The 16797-nt window shown below is 64.0% G+C and carries 13 protein-coding genes; 10 read left to right on the top strand and 3 right to left on the bottom strand.

From position 1 onward, the window contains the following. Positions 1 to 10: 10 nt before the first annotated feature. On the bottom strand, positions 11 to 871 hold the full coding sequence (folD, locus tag AC56LH_RS14980; protein WP_499647285.1) for a bifunctional methylenetetrahydrofolate dehydrogenase/methenyltetrahydrofolate cyclohydrolase FolD: 861 nt from the start codon (positions 869 to 871) through the stop codon (positions 11 to 13). Between the two features lie 339 nt (positions 872 to 1210). Between folD and aceE the strand changes: the two genes are divergently transcribed. The 4 genes from aceE to AC56LH_RS14960 all read left to right on the top strand — a co-directional run bounded on the left by aceE (position 1211) and on the right by AC56LH_RS14960 (position 8016). Next, entirely contained in the window at positions 1211 to 3907 is a 2697-nt protein-coding gene (aceE, locus tag AC56LH_RS14975; protein ID WP_499647283.1) for a pyruvate dehydrogenase (acetyl-transferring), homodimeric type, read from the top strand. 75 nt (positions 3908 to 3982) lie between these two features. Continuing rightward, positions 3983 to 5656, top strand: coding sequence for a dihydrolipoyllysine-residue acetyltransferase (gene aceF, locus AC56LH_RS14970; protein WP_499647281.1), 1674 nt, complete (start codon positions 3983 to 3985; stop codon positions 5654 to 5656). A gap of 13 nt (positions 5657 to 5669) precedes the next feature. Further along, positions 5670 to 7544, top strand: coding sequence for a dihydrolipoyl dehydrogenase (gene lpdA, locus AC56LH_RS14965; RefSeq protein ID WP_499647279.1), 1875 nt, complete (start codon positions 5670 to 5672; stop codon positions 7542 to 7544). 148 nt (positions 7545 to 7692) lie between these two features. Next, positions 7693 to 8016: a hypothetical protein gene (locus AC56LH_RS14960; protein WP_499647277.1), complete on the top strand. Its 324-nt coding sequence runs from the start codon at positions 7693 to 7695 to the stop codon at positions 8014 to 8016. 68 nt (positions 8017 to 8084) lie between these two features. On the opposite strand, the gene AC56LH_RS14955 is transcribed toward AC56LH_RS14960, so the two are convergent. Both AC56LH_RS14955 and AC56LH_RS14950 read right to left on the bottom strand, forming a co-directional pair. After that, the gene (locus AC56LH_RS14955) at positions 8085 to 8213 is read right to left on the bottom strand and encodes a hypothetical protein (protein WP_499647275.1); all 129 of its coding nucleotides are present in this window, start codon (positions 8211 to 8213) and stop codon (positions 8085 to 8087) included. 191 nt (positions 8214 to 8404) lie between these two features. Then, positions 8405 to 9040, bottom strand: coding sequence for a TetR/AcrR family transcriptional regulator (locus AC56LH_RS14950; protein ID WP_499647273.1), 636 nt, complete (start codon positions 9038 to 9040; stop codon positions 8405 to 8407). 126 nt (positions 9041 to 9166) lie between these two features. Here AC56LH_RS14950 and AC56LH_RS14945 point away from each other — a divergent pair, with 126 nt between their 5' ends. The 6 genes from AC56LH_RS14945 (at position 9167) to AC56LH_RS14920 (ending at position 16737) form a co-directional block, all read left to right on the top strand. After that, entirely contained in the window at positions 9167 to 10306 is a 1140-nt protein-coding gene (locus tag AC56LH_RS14945) for an HlyD family secretion protein (RefSeq protein WP_499580899.1), read from the top strand. A gap of 7 nt (positions 10307 to 10313) precedes the next feature. Next, a complete protein-coding gene (locus AC56LH_RS14940) occupies positions 10314 to 11930 on the top strand; it encodes a DHA2 family efflux MFS transporter permease subunit (RefSeq protein WP_499647271.1) in 1617 nt (538 codons plus the stop codon). A 27-nt stretch (positions 11931 to 11957) separates the two neighbouring features. Beyond that, positions 11958 to 13400: an efflux transporter outer membrane subunit gene (locus AC56LH_RS14935; protein WP_499647269.1), complete on the top strand. Its 1443-nt coding sequence runs from the start codon at positions 11958 to 11960 to the stop codon at positions 13398 to 13400. A gap of 174 nt (positions 13401 to 13574) precedes the next feature. After that, on the top strand, positions 13575 to 15209 hold the full coding sequence (locus tag AC56LH_RS14930; RefSeq protein WP_499647267.1) for a methyl-accepting chemotaxis protein: 1635 nt from the start codon (positions 13575 to 13577) through the stop codon (positions 15207 to 15209). An 88-nt stretch (positions 15210 to 15297) separates the two neighbouring features. After that, entirely contained in the window at positions 15298 to 15705 is a 408-nt protein-coding gene (locus tag AC56LH_RS14925) for a cell envelope biogenesis protein TolA (RefSeq protein ID WP_183555851.1), read from the top strand. Between the two features lie 192 nt (positions 15706 to 15897). After that, on the top strand, positions 15898 to 16737 hold the full coding sequence (locus AC56LH_RS14920) for an HDOD domain-containing protein (RefSeq protein WP_499647265.1): 840 nt from the start codon (positions 15898 to 15900) through the stop codon (positions 16735 to 16737). Positions 16738 to 16797 lie beyond the last annotated feature (60 nt).

The following is a 16797-nucleotide window of genomic DNA, read 5'->3' as shown; positions in this document are numbered from 1 at the left end:
TCCAGATTCGTTAGCGTTGGTTCTTCAGTTCGCGTTCCGCCGATTCCACCGTGTTTTGCAGCAGCATCGTGATCGTCATCGGGCCCACACCGCCCGGCACCGGGGTGATGTGGCCGGCCACTTCACGCACGCCGGCAAAATCGACGTCGCCGCACAGCTTGCCCGCGTCGTCGCGGTTCATGCCCACGTCGATCACGATGGCGCCCGGCTTGACCATATCGGCGGTCAGGGTATTGCGGCGGCCGACAGCGGCCACCACAACGTCGGCCTGGCGGGTGTGATAGCCCAGATCCGCAGTCGCGCTATGGCATATGGTCACGGTGGCATTGGCTTGCAAGAGCAGCATGGCCATTGGTTTGCCGACGGTGTTGCTGCGGCCGATAACAACGGCGTGCTTGCCGCGCAGGTCGACACCCGTGGTTTCGATCAGCTTCATGCAGCCGTACGGGGTGCATGGACGGAAGCCTTCCAGGCCTGTCATCAGTTCACCGGCCGACAGCACCGAGTAGCCGTCGACATCCTTGGCCGTCGAAATCGCTTCAATGACCTTGTTCGGGTCGATGTGCTTCGGCAGCGGCATCTGCACCAGGATGCCGTGGATGGCCGGGTCGGTGTTCAATGCTGCAATGCGATCAAGCAGGGCATTTTCGCTCAGGTCGGCGTCGTATTTTTCGAGCACCGAGTGGAAACCCACGTCGCCGCAGGCCTTGACCTTGTTGCGCACATAGACCTGGCTGGCGGGATCTTCCCCGACCAGGATCACGGCCAGGCCGGGCTGCTTGCCGGCTGCAGTGAGCTTGGCGGTGCGCGCGGCGATGTCGGTGCGCAGTTGTTGGGAAAGAAGGATTCCGTCGATGTGTTGGGCTGGCATGGTGGGAGGCTCGTCCTGGGCAAAAACAGAATTATACGGCCCGCGCCCATCTTGCCGTTCTCTGTCGGCCGGTCCGGATGGCTGAAAACCCCCTTTTTTGCCGTGTTTCAGACGCTTCGGTATACGATGATTGGTGGCAGGAAGTTCAACATTTCCCTATACAAATTGTGCAGTCGCAGCATAGGTTTTCACATTATGAAATCGAATATCATAGTTTGAAAATGGGGAAGTCCACTGTTAGAATCTGATGGTTTAGCTAAAAGATAGTTCGAATTTCATCAACCGCCGCCAGCCTGCGCAGGGATCGGATGGGGCGTACCACACTAGGAGACGCATGACATGGCAGCTCAACTCGACCAGTTGACCTCGCAAACCGCCAACGATCCGGATGCAATCGAGACCAAGGAATGGCTCGATGCGCTGGAGGCGGTGATCGAACATGAAGGAACGGAACGCGCCCATTACCTGATGGAGCGCCTGGTAGACCTGGCGCGCCGTCGCGGCGCGCACGTCCCGTTCTCGAGCAACACCGCGTACGTCAACACGATTCCCGCGCACCTGAACCAGAACTCGCCCGGCAACCTCGAATACGAAGAGCGCCTGCGCTCGTGGATGCGCTGGAACGCGATGGCGATGGTGGTCAAGGCCAACCGCGCCGACGGCGACCTCGGTGGCCACATCTCGTCGTTCGCTTCGCTCGCCAATATGCTGGGCACGGGCTTCAACCACTTCTGGCACGCCCCGACCGAAGACCACGGCGGCGACCTGCTGTACATCCAGGGCCACTCGTCCCCAGGCATCTACGCGCGCGCCTTCCTCGAAGGCCGCTTGAGCGAAGAACAGCTGCTGAACTTCCGCCGCGAAGTCGACGGCAAGGGCCTGTCGTCGTACCCGCACCCGAAACTGATGCCGGACTTCTGGCAGTTCCCGACCGTGTCGATGGGCCTTGGCCCGCTGATGGCGATCTACCAGGCACGCTTCCTGAAGTACCTGCACGCACGCGGCATTGCCAAGACCGACAACCGCAAGGTCTGGGTCTTCTGCGGCGACGGCGAGATGGACGAACCGGAATCGATGGGCGCAATCGGCATGGCCGCGCGCGAGCAGCTGGACAACCTGGTCATGGTCGTCAACTGCAACCTGCAGCGACTGGACGGTCCGGTGCGCGGCAACGGCAAGATCATCCAGGAACTCGAAGCCGACTTCCGCGGCGCCGGCTGGAATGTCGTCAAGGTCATCTGGGGCTCGCAGTGGGATCCGCTGCTGGCCCAGGACAAGGACGGCATCCTGCAGCGCGTGATGATGGAATCGGTCGACGGCGAATACCAGAACTACAAGGCCAAGGATGGCGCCTATGTGCGCAAGCACTTCTTCGGCAAGGATCCGGCGCTGCTCGAGATGGTCTCGAAGATGAGCGACGACGACATCTGGCGCCTGACCCGCGGCGGCCACGATCCGCACAAGATCTACGCCGCGTTCAAGAACGCGCAAGAAAACAAGGGCACGCCAACCGTCCTGCTGGTGAAGACCGTCAAGGGCTTCGGCATGGGCAAGTCGGGCGAGGCGCGCAACACCGCGCACCAGACCAAGAAGCTCGATGACCAGGCGATCCGCGACATGCGCGACCGCTTCAATATCGCGATCCCTGACGACCAGCTGGCCGATATCCCGTTCTTCAAGCCGGCCGACGATGCGCCAGAGATGGTGTATCTGCACGAGCGCCGCAAGGCACTGGGCGGCTACCTGCCACAGCGCCGTGAAAAGTCGGACGAAAAGCTGACGGTGCCGGCACTGGCATCGTTCAAGGGCGTGCTCGAGCCAACGCCAGAGGGGCGCGAAATTTCGTCGACCCAGGCGTATGTGCGCGTGATCACGAGCCTGCTGAAAGACGAAAGCATCGGCCAGCGCATCGTGCCGATCCTGGTCGACGAATCGCGCACCTTCGGCATGGAAGGCCTGTTCCGTCAGATCGGTATCTTCAACCAGCAGGGTCAGTTGTACGAGCCGGTCGACCGCGACCAGGTGATGTACTACCGCGAAGACAAGGCAGGCCAGATCCTGCAAGAGGGTATCAACGAAGCGGGCGGCATGAGCTCGTGGATCGCTGCAGCGACGTCGTACTCGTCGAACAACCGCACGATGATCCCGTTCTACACGTTCTACTCGATGTTCGGCATGCAGCGCGTGGGCGACCTGGTCTGGCTGGCGGGCGACATCCGTGCGCGCGGCTTCCTGATGGGCGGCACGGCCGGGCGCACGACGCTCAACGGCGAAGGCCTGCAGCACGAAGACGGCCATAGCCACATCATCGCCGCGACCGTGCCGAACTGCCTGCCGTACGATCCGACCTTCGGTCACGAAGTCGCGGTCATCATCCAGGACGGCCTGCGCCGCATGGTGGAAGAACAGGAAGACGTGTTCTACTACATCACCATCATGAACGAGAACTACCCGCAGCCGGGCCTGAAGCCTGGCCAGGAAGCCGGCATTCTCAAGGGCCTGTACCTGCTGCAAGAGGGTGGCAAGGACAATGCCCAGCGCGTCCAGCTGATCGGTTGCGGCACCATCCTGCGCGAGTCGATGTTTGCGGCCGAACTGCTCAAGAACGACTGGAACGTCGATGCAGACGTGTGGTCGGCGCCGTCGCTGACGCTGCTGGCACGTGACGGCAACGATTGCGAACGCTGGAACATGGTCAACCCGGAACTGCCACAGCGCGTGCCGTACGTGACCGAGATGCTGGGCGCCACCAGCGGCCCGATCGTCGCGACGACCGACTACATGCGCATGTTCGCCGAGCAGATCCGCGGCTTCATGCCGAAGGACCGCACCTACAAAGTGCTGGGCACGGACGGCTTCGGCCGCTCGGATTCGCGCGTCAAGCTGCGCGAGTTCTTCGAAGTGAACCGCTACTACATCACGGTGGCATCGCTGCGCGCGCTGGCCGACGAAGGAAAGATCGACCGCGCCATCGTGTCGCAGGCGATCGCCAAGTACGGCATCGACCAGAACAAGCCGAATCCGGTGACCCAGTAATGCTCACGTCCGCCGCCCCGTGTTGCTCGGGGTGGCGGGTCGAGGCTAACTCACATAACAATTGGAGCTAACACTATGAGCATTGTGGAAGTCAAAGTCCCTGATATCGGCGACTTCAAGGAAGTGGAAGTGATCGAGCTGATGGTCAAGCCGGGCGACACCATCAAGGTGGACCAGTCCTTGGTGACCGTCGAGTCGGACAAGGCCAGCATGGAGATCCCGTCGAGCCACGCCGGCGTGGTCAAGGAAATCAAGATCAACGTCGGCGACAAGGTTGCCGAAGGCTCGCTCGTGCTGCTGCTCGAAGAAGCGGGCGGCGCGGCTGAAGCGCCGGCTGCTGCATCAGCTGCTGCCCCTGCTGCCGACGCTGCACCTGCTGCTGCACCAGCTGCCCCTGCGCCTGCTGCTGCCGAAGCGCCAGCCGCCGCACCCGCGGCATCCGGTGGCCTGGTCGACGTGACGGTGCCGGACATCGGCGACTTCAAGGAAGTCGAAGTCATCGAACTGATGGTCAAGGTGGGCGACACGATCAAGGTCGACCAGTCGCTGCTGACCGTCGAATCGGACAAGGCCAGCATGGAGATCCCGTCGAGCCATGCCGGCGTGGTCAAGGAAATCAAGGTCAAGGTTGGCGACAAGGTCGCCAAGGATTCGCTCGTGCTGGTCGTGGAAGCGACCGGCGGCGCACCTGCTGCTGCACCTGCTGCCGCGCCAGCCGCCGCTGCACCGGCACCAGCCGCCGCAGCACCTGCGCCGGCACCAGCCGCTGCGCCGGCACCAGCCGCCGCACCAGCACCAGCCGCACCAGGCGTGACCGGCGCGAAAGCCCACGCTTCGCCATCGATCCGCAAGTTCGCGCGCGAACTGGGCGTGGACCTGGGCCGTGTGCCGGGCAGCGGTCCGAAAGGCCGCATCACCCAGCAGGATGTGCAGAACTTCGTCAAGGGCGTGATGGCAGCGCCGCCTGCTGCCGCGCCAGGCAAAGCCGGTGGCAGCGGCGTCGGTCTGGACCTGCTGGCCTGGCCATCGCTGGACTTCTCGAAATTCGGTCCGACCGAAACGGTGCCGCTGTCGCGCATCAAGAAGATCTCGGGCCCGAACCTGCATCGCAACTGGGTCATGATCCCGCACGTGACGCACTTCGACGAAGCCGACGTGACCGACCTGGAGCAGTTCCGCGTCGACACCAACGCGTCGCTGGCCAAGCAGAAGTCCGCGGTCAAGCTGACCATGCTGGCCTTCGTCATCAAGGCGAGCGTCGCCGCGCTGAAGAAGTTCCCGCAATTTAATGCGTCGCTGTCGGGCGATGGCGCGGCCCTGATCACGAAGCAGTACTACAACATCGGCTTCGCGGCCGACACGCCAAACGGCCTGGTGGTCCCTGTCGTGAAAGACGCGGACAAGAAGACCATTTCGCAGATCGCCACTGAAATGGGCGAACTGTCGGCGCAGGCGCGCGACGGCAAGCTGCCGCCAACCGCGATGCAGGGCGCAACGTTCACCATCTCGTCGCTGGGCGGCATTGGTGGCACCGCGTTCACGCCGATCATCAACGCACCGGAGCTGGCGATTCTGGGCCTTTCCAAGTCGGCGATGAAGCCGGTGTGGGACGGTTCGACCTTCCAGCCGCGCCTGATGCTGCCGATGTCGCTGTCGTACGATCACCGCGTGATCGACGGCGCCGGCGCCGCGCGCTTCTCCGCCTACCTGGGCGAAGTGCTGGCGGACCTGCGCAAGACCCTTCTGTGATTGGAGCGCACTGATGAGCACTGTTGAAGTGAAAGTCCCGAATATCGGTGACTTCAAGGACGTCGAAGTCATCGAGTTGATGGTCAAGGCCGGCGACACGATCAAGGTCGACCAGTCCCTGGTCACCGTGGAATCGGACAAGGCCAGCATGGAAATCCCGTCGACGCACGCGGGCGTGGTGCAGTCGATCACGGTCAAGGTCGGCGACAAGATCAACGAAGGCACGCTGCTGCTGACGGTGGAAGAGGGCGCCGCTGCCCCGGCCGCCGACGCCAAGCCGGCCGAGTCCAAGCCGGCCGAGTCCAAGCCGGCCGACGCCAAGCCAGCCGCGCAGATCGGCGCGCAAGCGGTCGCACCAACGGCGGCCACGGGCCCAACGGATTCGTACGCACCGGCCCATCCGGCGCCAGCGGTCCAGCCGGGCGCAGCGCCGGCACCGGCCCCGTCGAGTTACAGCGGCGCGGTCGACATCGAGTGCGACATGATGGTGCTGGGCGCCGGTCCTGGCGGCTACTCCGCTGCGTTCCGCGCGGCCGACCTGGGCATGAACACCGTGCTGGTCGAAAAATACGCAACGCTGGGCGGCGTGTGCCTGAACGTGGGCTGCATCCCGTCGAAGGCGCTGCTGCACGTGGCCTCCGTCATGGATGAAACGGCGCACATGGCCGACCTGGGCGTGGCGTTTGCCAAGCCAGAAGTCGACATCGACAAGCTGCGCGGCTACAAGGATGGCGTGATCAAGAAGATGACCGGCGGCCTGGCCTTCATGGCCAAGGCGCGCAAGGTCAACACGGTGCAGGGCGTGGGCGCATTCCTGAGCCCGAACCACATCGAAGTCACGGCAGATGATGGCGGCAAGAAGGTCATCGCTTTCAAGAAGGCCGTGATCGCGGCCGGTTCGTCGGTGGTCAAGCTGCCGTTCGTGCCGGAAGACCCGCGCATCGTCGATTCGACGGGCGCGCTGGAACTGCGCCAGGTGCCGAAGAAGATGCTCGTCATCGGTGGCGGCATCATCGGCCTGGAAATGGCTACCGTGTATTCGACGCTCGGTGCGCGCATCGACGTGGTCGAGATGATGGATGGCCTGATGCAGGGCGCGGACCGCGAGGCCGTCAAGGTCTGGCAGAAGTACAACGCGCACCGCTTCGACAACATCATGCTCAAGACGAAAACCGTCGGCGTGGAAGCGCTGCCGGAAGGAATCAAGGTCACGTTCGAATCAGCCGAAGCGGGTACAGCCGCACCGGAACCGCAGCTGTACGACCTGGTCCTGGTGGCCGTGGGCCGCAGCCCGAACGGCAAGAAGGTTGCTGCCGACAAGGCCGGCGTGACGGTGAGCGATCGCGGCTTCATTGCCGTGGACAGCCAGATGCGCACCAACGTACCGCACATCTTCGCCATCGGCGACCTGGTGGGCCAGCCGATGCTGGCGCACAAGGCGGTGCACGAAGCGCACGTGGCGGCCGAGGCGGCTTTCGACAAGAAGACGCATTTCGACGCCAAGGTCATTCCATCGGTGGCCTACACCGATCCGGAAGTGGCATGGGTGGGCCTGACCGAAGACGAAGCCAAGCAACAGGGCATCAAGGTCGAGAAGGGCCACTTCCCGTGGAACGCCAGCGGGCGCGCCGTGGCCAATGGCCGCGACGAGGGCTTCACCAAGCTGCTGTTCGACGCTGAAACGCATCGCATCATTGGCGGCACCATCGTCGGCACGCACGCCGGCGACATGATCGGCGAGATCGCGCTGGCGATCGAGATGGGCGCCGACGGCGTGGATATCGGCAAGACGATCCACCCGCACCCGACGTTGGGCGAGTCGATCGGCATGGCAGCCGAGGCGTATGAAGGTGTCTGCACCGATTTGCCGCCACCGCGCAAGCGCTGATCGGCAACGTGGCAAGCGAAACCGGGACCTTCATGGTCCCGGTTTTTTTTGGAGCGTGCGTGCCGCTTGCAGCACGCCGCCAAAGGTCTAAGATGCAGTGCTACGGCGGCAGCATTGCCCGCCTTTCTCGCAACATGCCGGAGGGCATATGGACGAGTACAGCAATGAATACATCGGCACCGTGTACGTACTGCCGCAATCGCACGCGTTCGAACTCCACACCGCGATTCACGGCGTCGCCACCGTCATCACCGGCACCGTGGCCCAGCCGCTGGCGCAGCAACTGGCCGATGCCATGCCGGGCGGCGGCGGCGTCGCCGATCCATGTCAGCTTGCCCTGCGACCGCGCCGCGTCGAGGTGGTCACGCGTGAACTTCACGAACGGCACCGGGCGCCGCGCAAGATGCATTTCCTGACCCGCGTGCACGAGGTCGAAGAGCAGGGCCGGCCGGTGCCGCTGTCAGCCGTCTGAGGGCAACCCGCAAAAAAAATGCCGCCTGGTTTGTACCGGGCGGCATGCATGGAGACGCATCGCAGGCTTCAGGCGAAGCTGACGAAGCGCTCCGGAATATCGATTGCGCCGTTCTTGGCGGCTGCTGCGTAGGTACGCATGTCGGCGATGACTGCTTCCAGCTGGTCATCGCCCGGATTTTCGATAAAACTCTTCATACGCTCTTGCAGGGCAGCTGCCTGATCACGCCATTCATATCTGGACGACTTGCTCATACTTTCTCCTCGCGGTCACACCGCTCTTATTTGGATTCACGACACCCGTTGTGAACATTTACATAATGACATAGTTTGGCGAGGCTGTCGGTACGATGGCACACCGACTTTTTCCATAGGGCACAATTAAAAAATCAGACAGGTTTGAGCACGCTGCTGTAGAACAGTTCCATCCGCGCCGCCAGCTGGCGCCGGGCTTCCTCGCCCGATGGCTCGGCATCCGGAAACAGAAAGCGCCCGACCGGGTCGCCATTGATGCAGCCGATCAGATGCGTCAGCATGACCGACGGCGGCACGTCGTCACGCAGTTGCAGGCGGATATCGGGCCGTGCGAAAAAGCGCGCCAGCATGTCGCGTGTCATGCGCGGGCCGCCTTCATAAAACGCTTCGGCCAGTTCGGGGTTGGTGCTCGCCTCGGCAATCACCACCCGCTGCAGTGCAAGGGCGTCGGGCTCGACCAGCAGCGCATAGAAATCGCGCGCAAATTCATCGAGGATCGTGCGCAGCGGACGCGTGTCGAGCTCCATATTGCGCTCCGCAAACAGGCGTTCGCGCCGCGATGCCAGCACGGCCTTGAGCAGGCCGGCCTTGCCGCCGAACTTGACATAGATGGTGCGCACGGCCACCCGCGCCTCACGCGCGATCGATTCGAGACTGGTGCGGGTGTAGCCGTTTTTCAGGAACAGCCGGCCAGCAGCCTCGATCAGTTCCTGGTTGCGCGTTTCGACGTCGGCTGCCTTCGGCCGCCCGGCAGATTTTATACATGTCAATGCTGTGCTCATACGCTGGACTCTAGAGCAAAATAAAATGAAATGCAACCGTTTCATTTCTTGACTTCGTTGTATTGATGGCGAATAATGCGACGAATCCATTTCATTTCATTTCGGAGCAGCACCATGGCAGAGAACGACATCAAGGCAGGGCAGGCGAGCGCAGCGCAACCTCGGGCGGACGCTCCCGCCGCCAAGAAGCCGCCCAACAAGCGCGTTCTGGTCGTGGTCGGCGTGATTGCCCTGCTGGCCATCGGCGCTGGTGGACGCATGTGGTACCGCAGCAGCCATTTCGTCGAAACCGAGAACGCCTACGTCACCGGGCGCATGCACCAGGTCTCGTCGCGCGTGGCGGGTGTGGTCACGAAAGTGCTGGTCGAAGACAACCAGATGGTCAAGGCGGGCGATGTGCTGGCGCTGCTCGATCCGGCCGACCAGTCCGTGCGCGTCGAGCAGATCCAGGCGCAGATCGCCAGCATGGAGCAGCAGGTCAAGCAATCCGACGCCCAGCTGCTGCAGGTGCGCGCCCAGGCCGGCGCCGCCGGCGCCCAGGTGCGCCAGGCCGAAGCCCAGTTGCTGCGTGCCCGCCAGGACGCCGAGCGTTTCGGCCAGCTGTACAACGACACAATGAAAGCCGTGTCCAAATCCGAAGTCGATGCATCGAGCGCAGCGCGCGCCGGCGCCGTGGCCGACGTGGCCGCGCGCCGCGACAACGCCGCTGCTGCGCAGGCCCAGATCGGCGCCGCTGAAGCAGGCCGCGATGTGCTCAAGGCCGAAATCAAGGTGCTGCAGGCGCAGCTGAAGGACGCGCGCCAGCAGCTGGCCTACAACAGCATCGTGGCGCCGGTGGCGGGCCGTATCGGCCGGCGCAGCGTCGAAGTCGGCGCGCGCGTGCAGCCGGGGCAGGCGATGCTGGCGGTGGTCGAAGACAACGTCTGGGTCGTCGCCAACTTCAAGGAAACGCAGCTGGGCGGCCTCACGCCGGGCCAGGCCGTGAGCCTCGAAGTCGATGCGCTGCCCGACCATCACCTGGTCGGCCGCGTGGACAGCTTCTCGCCGGCGTCGGGCAACCAGTTCGCACTGCTGCCGGCCGATAACGCGACCGGCAACTTCACCAAGATCGTCCAGCGCGTGCCGGTCAAGATCACGCTTGATCCGCAGGACGTCAAGAAGTACGCGGGCCGCCTGGTGCCGGGCATGTCGGTGGTGGCCGAGGTCAGGCTGAACCAGGATGTGAAACCGACGCAGACCGCAGCCGCGCGTTAAGCACACCATGACCAGCTTGAGCAAATCAGCCCCGTCGGGCGCCATGGGGAGCGGCATGCCGGGCGCGCCCGCGAACGGCGCCGCGGTGGACATGCGCACCTGGGTCGCGATCGCCGCCGGCATGCTGGGCGCCTTCATGGCGGTACTCGACATCCAGATCACCAACTCGTCGCTGCGCGACATTCTCGGCACGCTGTCGGCCACGCAGGAAGAAGGTTCGTGGATCTCCACCGCCTACCTGTGCGCCGAGATCGTCGTGATCCCGATGACGGCGCTGTTCACGCGCGCGTTCGGCATGCGCAACTACATGATGGGCACCACTGCGCTGTTCCTCGTGTTCTCGACGCTGTGCGGCGCGGCCTGGAGCCTGCAGAGCATGATCGTGTTTCGCATGCTGCAGGGCTTCACTGGCGGCGCACTGATCCCGATGGCGATGATGCTCGTGATGACGCGGCTGCCGCCGTCCAAGCGCGCCACCGGCATGGCCATCTTCGGCCTGACCGCAACGCTCGCGCCGGCCATGGGCCCGACGCTGGGCGGGTATCTGACCGAGCTGTATGGCTGGCCGTCGGTCTTTTACATCAACTGGGTGCCGGGCGTGCTGCTCATCGCCGGCATGATGTGGGGGATGGATGCCGAGAAGTCCAACATCCGCACGCTGATCAAGGCCGACTGGCTCGGCATCGCCCTGATGGCCATGGGCCTGGCCTGTCTGACGATCTTTCTCGAAGAGGGCAACTCGAAGGACTGGTTCGATTCCAGCTTCATCGTGACCTTCGCGGCGCTGTCGCTGACGGGCATCCTGGGCTGGATTGCATTGAGTTTTACGCGCCCCGATCCGTTCGTGAACCTGGCGCTGTACGGCCAGCGTAACTTTTTGGTGGCGACCACGCTGTCGGCTGTCATCGGCATGGGCCTGTATGGCTCGGCCTACCTGCTGCCACTGTACCTGGGCCAGATCGCCGGCTACACGCCGATGCAGATCGGCGAAGTGATCGCCTGGGTCGGCCTGCCGCAACTGCTGGTGATGCCGTTCGCGGCCAAACTGTCCTCGAAAGTGGACAACCGCATCCTGTGCAGCTTCGGCCTGTTCATGTTCGGCATCTCGTGCATCATGAATTCGTACATGGATGCGACCACCGGCTACGACCAGCTGATGTGGACGCAGGTCGTGCGCGCCATCGGCCAGCCGTTCGTGATGCTGACGCTGTCGAACTTCGCCATGTCCGGCCTGCCGCCGCGTGAGATGGGCTCGGCCTCGAGCCTGTTCAACATGACGCGCAATCTCGGTGGCTCGGTGGGCATCGCGCTGCTGGCCACCACGCTGACCAACCGCGAACACTTTCACTCGGCGCGCCTGGGCGAGGCTGTCTCGACCTATGCGCCGGCCACGCAGGAGCGGCTCGACATGCTGACCCAGGCCTTCATCGCCAAGGGTATCGACCCGGCGGCTGCGGCCAACCAGGCGCTGGGCGTGGTCGACCGCCTCGTGCGGCGCGAATCGTATGTGATGGCCTACAACGACGGCTTCTGGATCATCGGCATCATTCTGATCGGCTGCATCGCGGCGATCTGGATGGCCGACAAGGTCAAGTCGCCCGGCGGTGGCGGCGGTGGCCACTGAACCCGCATTCAATTGAAAAGACAAACCATGTTCAAGCCTGTACTTAACGGCGTCCTTGCGATCGCCATCAGCACCCTGTTCGCCGGCTGCACCACGCTGGGCCCGGATTTCAAGGCGCCGCCGGCGCCCGCCGATGCGGCATTCCGCCATGTCGACGCCAGCACGAACGGCGCGCGCCTGCCGGCCACCTGGTGGCAGGTGTTTGGCGACGCGACGCTCGATACGCTGGAAACGCGCGCCTTGCGCGACAACCCGGGCGTCGAAGCGGCAGCCCAGCGCCTGTTGCAGGCGCAGGCCCAGCTGGGCGTCGTGCGCGCCGGGCAGCTGCCGTCGGTGTCGGTGGGCGCGGGCGTGTCGAATGCCCGCACGTCGAGCGAAACGTCGCAGGGCCTGGCCCTCGGTGGCCGCTCGATTGAAGGCAACAACTACAGCGTGGCTGCATCGTTCTCGTATGAGCTCGACCTGTGGGGCCGCGTGCGCCGCATCGTTGAAGCGAGCGACGCGCAGGCACTGGCCGCGCAGATCGACCGCGATGGCGTGCTGCTGATGCTGTCGGGTCAGGTGGCGTCGAACTACTGGCAGTTGCGCGGGCTGGACGCCGAGATGGCGATCCTGCGCGACGCGCTGGCCACGCGGCGCGAATCGCAGGACCTGATCGAAACGCGCTTCAATGCCGGGCTGTCGAACGAACTCGATGTGTCGCGCACCCGCATCGAGCGTGCCAACGCCGAAGCCGACCTGCACGAAGTTCAGCGCCAGCGCAACCTGGTCGAACACGCACTGGCCACGCTGGTGGGCGCGTCGCCTACTAGGCCGCTGCTGCCCGAGACGGCGGCGGGCGCGCTGCCGCAGCCGCCATCGATCCCGGTGGGCCTGCCGGCCAGCCTCGTGGGCCAGCGTCCCGACCTGGCGGCCAGCGTGGCCCAGCTGAAGGCGGCCAATGCGCAGATCGGCGTGGCCGAGGGCGCGTTTTATCCGGCGCTGTCGCTGACCGGGAATTTCGGCTATGCATCGCAAAGCCTGAACGACTTGACCAGCGGCGGTGCGCGCCAGTTCTCGGCCGGGCCACTGGCCCTGTCGCTGCCGATCTTCGACGGTGGCCGCAACCGCGCCAACCTGGCGCTGGCGCAGGCGCGCTACGACGAGGCGCGCGCCAATCACGACACGCGCCTGCTGACGGCGCTGCGCGAAGTGGAAGATGCGCTGTCGGACGTCGAACAGCGCAGCAAGCAGGGCGATGTGCAGGCCCAGTCGCAGCAGGCAGCGGCGCGCGCGCTGCTGGTGGCACAGGCGCGCTACGATCGCGGCGTGTCGACCTATCTGGACGTGACCGACGCCCAGCGCAGCACGCTGGCGGCCGACCGCGCCGCGGCGCAGATCCGCACCCAGCGCCTGCTTGCGACGGTGGCGGTGGCGCGTGCCCTGGGCGGTGGCTGGGAGCAGGGCGCAGCACTGGCCACTGTGCGCTGAGACGTGTCGACCCGTGGTTGTCACGACCGACCACGGGCAAGTGTTGCGTAATGGTGCACACGAGGTGCACACGATTCAGATTAGATTCCAATGGGCAATATCGGGTGATATATTTGCGGTCGCTGAAAGGAAACAGACAGTTTTCTTTGCGACCCACTCATCTCGACCCTTTCCATGAAAAACAAGAACCTCACGATCGGCGCCCGGCTGGCTTTCGGCTATGGCGTCGTCTTTTTGCTGATGATCGTCCTGGTCGCGCTGGGCGCAAGCCGCGTGGGGCGCATCGAAAATGTCCTGAATTACATCAATGACGTGAACAGCGTCAAACAGCGCTACGCGATCAATTTCCGCGGCAGCGTGCATGACCGCGCGATCGCCTTGCGCGACGTGGTGCTGGCGGCGGACCCGGCCGGCGCCGCGACGCCCATCGCGCTGATCAAGACGCTGGACGACAACTACGCGCGCTCGGCCGGTCCGCTGGACGCCCTGTTCGCCGAGCGCACCGACATGCTGCCCGAAGAGAAGGACGCGCTGGCCACCATCAAGGCGCAGGAGAACCTCACCAAGCCGCTGATCGAGCGCGTGGTCGCACTGCACGCCGCCGGCCAGGGCGCCGAGGCCGCCGCGCTGCTGTCGCAATCGGCCGCGCCGGCGTTCACCGGTTGGCTCGCCAGCATCAACCGCCTGATCGACCTGGAAGAAAAACTGAATAACGAAGCGGCCGCCGATGCCCGCGCGATGGCCAAAGGATTTGTCGGCTGGATGGCGCTGCTGTGCCTGGGCGCGATTGCCGCCGGTTCGCTGGCGGCCTGGTACACGGCCCGTGGCCTGCTGCGCCAACTGGGTGGCCAGCCGGATTACGCGGCATCGATCGCCTCGGCCATCGCTGGTGGCGACTTGGGCGTAGAGATCGTCACCCGTCCGGGCGACAGCAAGAGCCTGCTGTTTGCGATGCAGGGCATGCGTGACAGCCTGGTGCGCATCGTCTCGCAGGTGCGCAACGGCACGCTGGCAATCAGCGCCGTCTCCACTGAAATCGCCGACGGCAACCGCGACCTGTCCAGCCGCACCGAACGCCAGACCGGCACGCTGCACGCTACCGCCACCTCGGTCGCCCAACTGACCGGCATCGTGCGCCAGAACGCCGACAATGCCCGCCAGGCCAACAGCCTGGCCGAGTCGGCATCGGCCGTGGCACTGCGCGGCGGCGAGGTCGTCGCGCAAGTGGTCGACACGATGGCGTCCATTAACGAATCGTCGAAAAAGATCGTGGACATCATCGGCGTCATCGATGGCATCGCGTTCCAGACGAATATCCTGGCGCTCAATGCGGCCGTCGAAGCAGCGCGTGCGGGTGAGCAGGGCCGTGGCTTTGCCGTGGTCGCCACCGAGGTGCGCAACCTGGCCCAGCGCTCGGCTGCAGCGGCGAAGGAAATCAAGGTGCTGATCGGCAGCTCGGTCGAGCGTGTGGACGCGGGCGCCGTGCTGGTGGACCGCGCCGGCGAGACCATGGGCGAGATCGTCACGGGCGTCAAACGCGTGACCGACATCATGGCCGAAATCAGCCATGCAACGGTCGAGCAGAACGCCGGCATCGAGCAGGTCAATGGCGCCATCGCGCAGATCGACGAAGCCACGCGCCAGAACGCGGCGCTGGTGCAGCAGGCCAGTGGCTCGGCGGCCACGCTCGAGGACGAATCGCAGCGCCTGGCGCAGCTGGTGAGCATCTTCCGGTTGAACGCCGATGCGCCTGCCGGTGCACATGCCGCACCAAAGGCATCAGGCTATCAACCGCATTTGCTTAATTGATTTTTTCATAAGTGTACGGTGTCGCACAGAGTGGTTGTTGGGGATGGCGTTTAATGGCTACACCAACAACCTAATAAGGGACATCACCATGAAATCGTTCATCGCCACTTTGATCACCGCCGCTGCCTTCGCTGCCGTTGGTATCGCACCTGCAGCCGCCCAGACCGTCAACAAGGCTGCGCACAAAACGGCCATGGACAAGGCCAAGGCCGACTACAAAGTCGCCAAAGACAAGTGCGACGCCATGAGCGGCAACGCAGAAGACATCTGCGAAGATGAAGCCAAGCTGATGCGCGCAAAGGCCGAGCACGATGCAGTGGTCAAGTTCGACAACACCGGCAACAACGTGATGAAAGCCCGCGGTAACGTCATCGAAGCCGAGTACGACTTGGCTGACGAAAAATGCGACGCCCTGAAAGGCGATGCAGAAGACAAGTGCGAAATGCAAGCCAAGTCGACCCGCGACGCAGCACGCGACGCCAACAAGGCCAAGTAATTCCTGACCCGCGCCTGGCCGCACCTCACTGCGGCTGGCACCTGGTATGAAGACGTCGTCCCCGGACCTGTTCCGTGGACGACGTTTTTGCATTCAACGCGCGTGTGGTCTTGACGCCACAGTTAGTACTCGCTAGCCATGGGAGGGGTCAACGCCACCAGCTGGTCATACGCCGGGCGCTATAATCCCCGGGTGAATAAACTCGAAGCATTCGGATACATCGCCGCGCAAGCTGTCCGCGGCGAAATTACATTCCCCACCAGCGTGAATGCCGTGCTGCGCTTGCAGCAGGCGCTCGACAATCCCGATTGCCATATCGATGAGGCCATCAGGCTGGTGCTGGCCGAACCACAACTTGCTGCGCGCACGGTTGCCATGGCCAACACGGCGGCATGCGGCGGCAGTAGTTCGCTGCCTGTGACCAATGTCCGCACTGCCGTGTCGCGCATTGGCTATCGCCGCCTGCAGGCGCTCGTCGCAAGCTTGGTGGTACGCCAGTTCGGCAACCGCATCAAGGACCCGCAGCTGCGCGCCAAGGCGGAGCAATTGTGGGAGCACACGACCCACATGGCCGCGCTTGCCTATTCGCTGGCGCGACGCGTGACGGGCGTCAACGCCGACACCGCGCTGTTCGCCGGCATTGTGCACGAGGTCGGTGCCTTCTATCTGCTGGCCCGGGCCGACGAATTTCCTGGCCTGCTGGACGACGATGCCGACAACTGGGGTGCGCTGTGCGAGGACGTGGTCAGCGCCGAGGTGATGAAGAAGCTGTCGATTCCACCGGCCGTGGCCGAGGCCATCGCCGACATGCGCGGCGGCTGGCTCAATATGCCACCCGCCACGCTGCTCGACACGCTGCTGATGGCCAACCAGTACGCCCCTGTGGCATCGCCGCTCGATGCCCCGCGCGAGCCACTGCCACCGCATGACGAAAACGCGATTGACTTCGTGTTCGATGAAGTCACGCTGGCCGAGATCCTGGAAGAGGCGGCCGAGACCGCACGTGCAATGGGTGGTATCACGCTGGTGTAATTCGTCTGCTATGCGGAATCACTTCTGGTAATGATACTATTAATCATTATCAATTTCTGC

It is taken from the genome of Telluria sp. LT1R51-2, from assembly GCF_059685775.1.
Note: the sequence above shows the minus strand (reverse complement) of the source record. Positions and strands in the feature narration are given on the sequence as shown.

What these genes read in the sequence shown, in the direction of transcription:
- aceF (WP_499647281.1), top strand. Translation starts at nt 3,983, where the DNA reads ATGAGCATTGTGGAAGTCAAAGTCCCTGATATCGGCGACTTCAAGGAA.
- lpdA (WP_499647279.1), top strand. Translation starts at nt 5,670, where the DNA reads ATGAGCACTGTTGAAGTGAAAGTCCCGAATATCGGTGACTTCAAGGAC.
- AC56LH_RS14930 (WP_499647267.1), top strand. Translation starts at nt 13,575, where the DNA reads ATGAAAAACAAGAACCTCACGATCGGCGCCCGGCTGGCTTTCGGCTAT.
- folD (WP_499647285.1), bottom strand. Translation starts at nt 871, where the DNA reads ATGCCAGCCCAACACATCGACGGAATCCTTCTTTCCCAACAACTGCGC.
- AC56LH_RS14960 (WP_499647277.1), top strand. Translation starts at nt 7,693, where the DNA reads ATGGACGAGTACAGCAATGAATACATCGGCACCGTGTACGTACTGCCG.
- aceE (WP_499647283.1), top strand. Translation starts at nt 1,211, where the DNA reads ATGGCAGCTCAACTCGACCAGTTGACCTCGCAAACCGCCAACGATCCG.
- AC56LH_RS14935 (WP_499647269.1), top strand. Translation starts at nt 11,958, where the DNA reads ATGTTCAAGCCTGTACTTAACGGCGTCCTTGCGATCGCCATCAGCACC.
- AC56LH_RS14945 (WP_499580899.1), top strand. Translation starts at nt 9,167, where the DNA reads ATGGCAGAGAACGACATCAAGGCAGGGCAGGCGAGCGCAGCGCAACCT.
- AC56LH_RS14940 (WP_499647271.1), top strand. Translation starts at nt 10,314, where the DNA reads ATGACCAGCTTGAGCAAATCAGCCCCGTCGGGCGCCATGGGGAGCGGC.
- AC56LH_RS14955 (WP_499647275.1), bottom strand. Translation starts at nt 8,213, where the DNA reads ATGAAGAGTTTTATCGAAAATCCGGGCGATGACCAGCTGGAAGCAGTC.
- AC56LH_RS14925 (WP_183555851.1), top strand. Translation starts at nt 15,298, where the DNA reads ATGAAATCGTTCATCGCCACTTTGATCACCGCCGCTGCCTTCGCTGCC.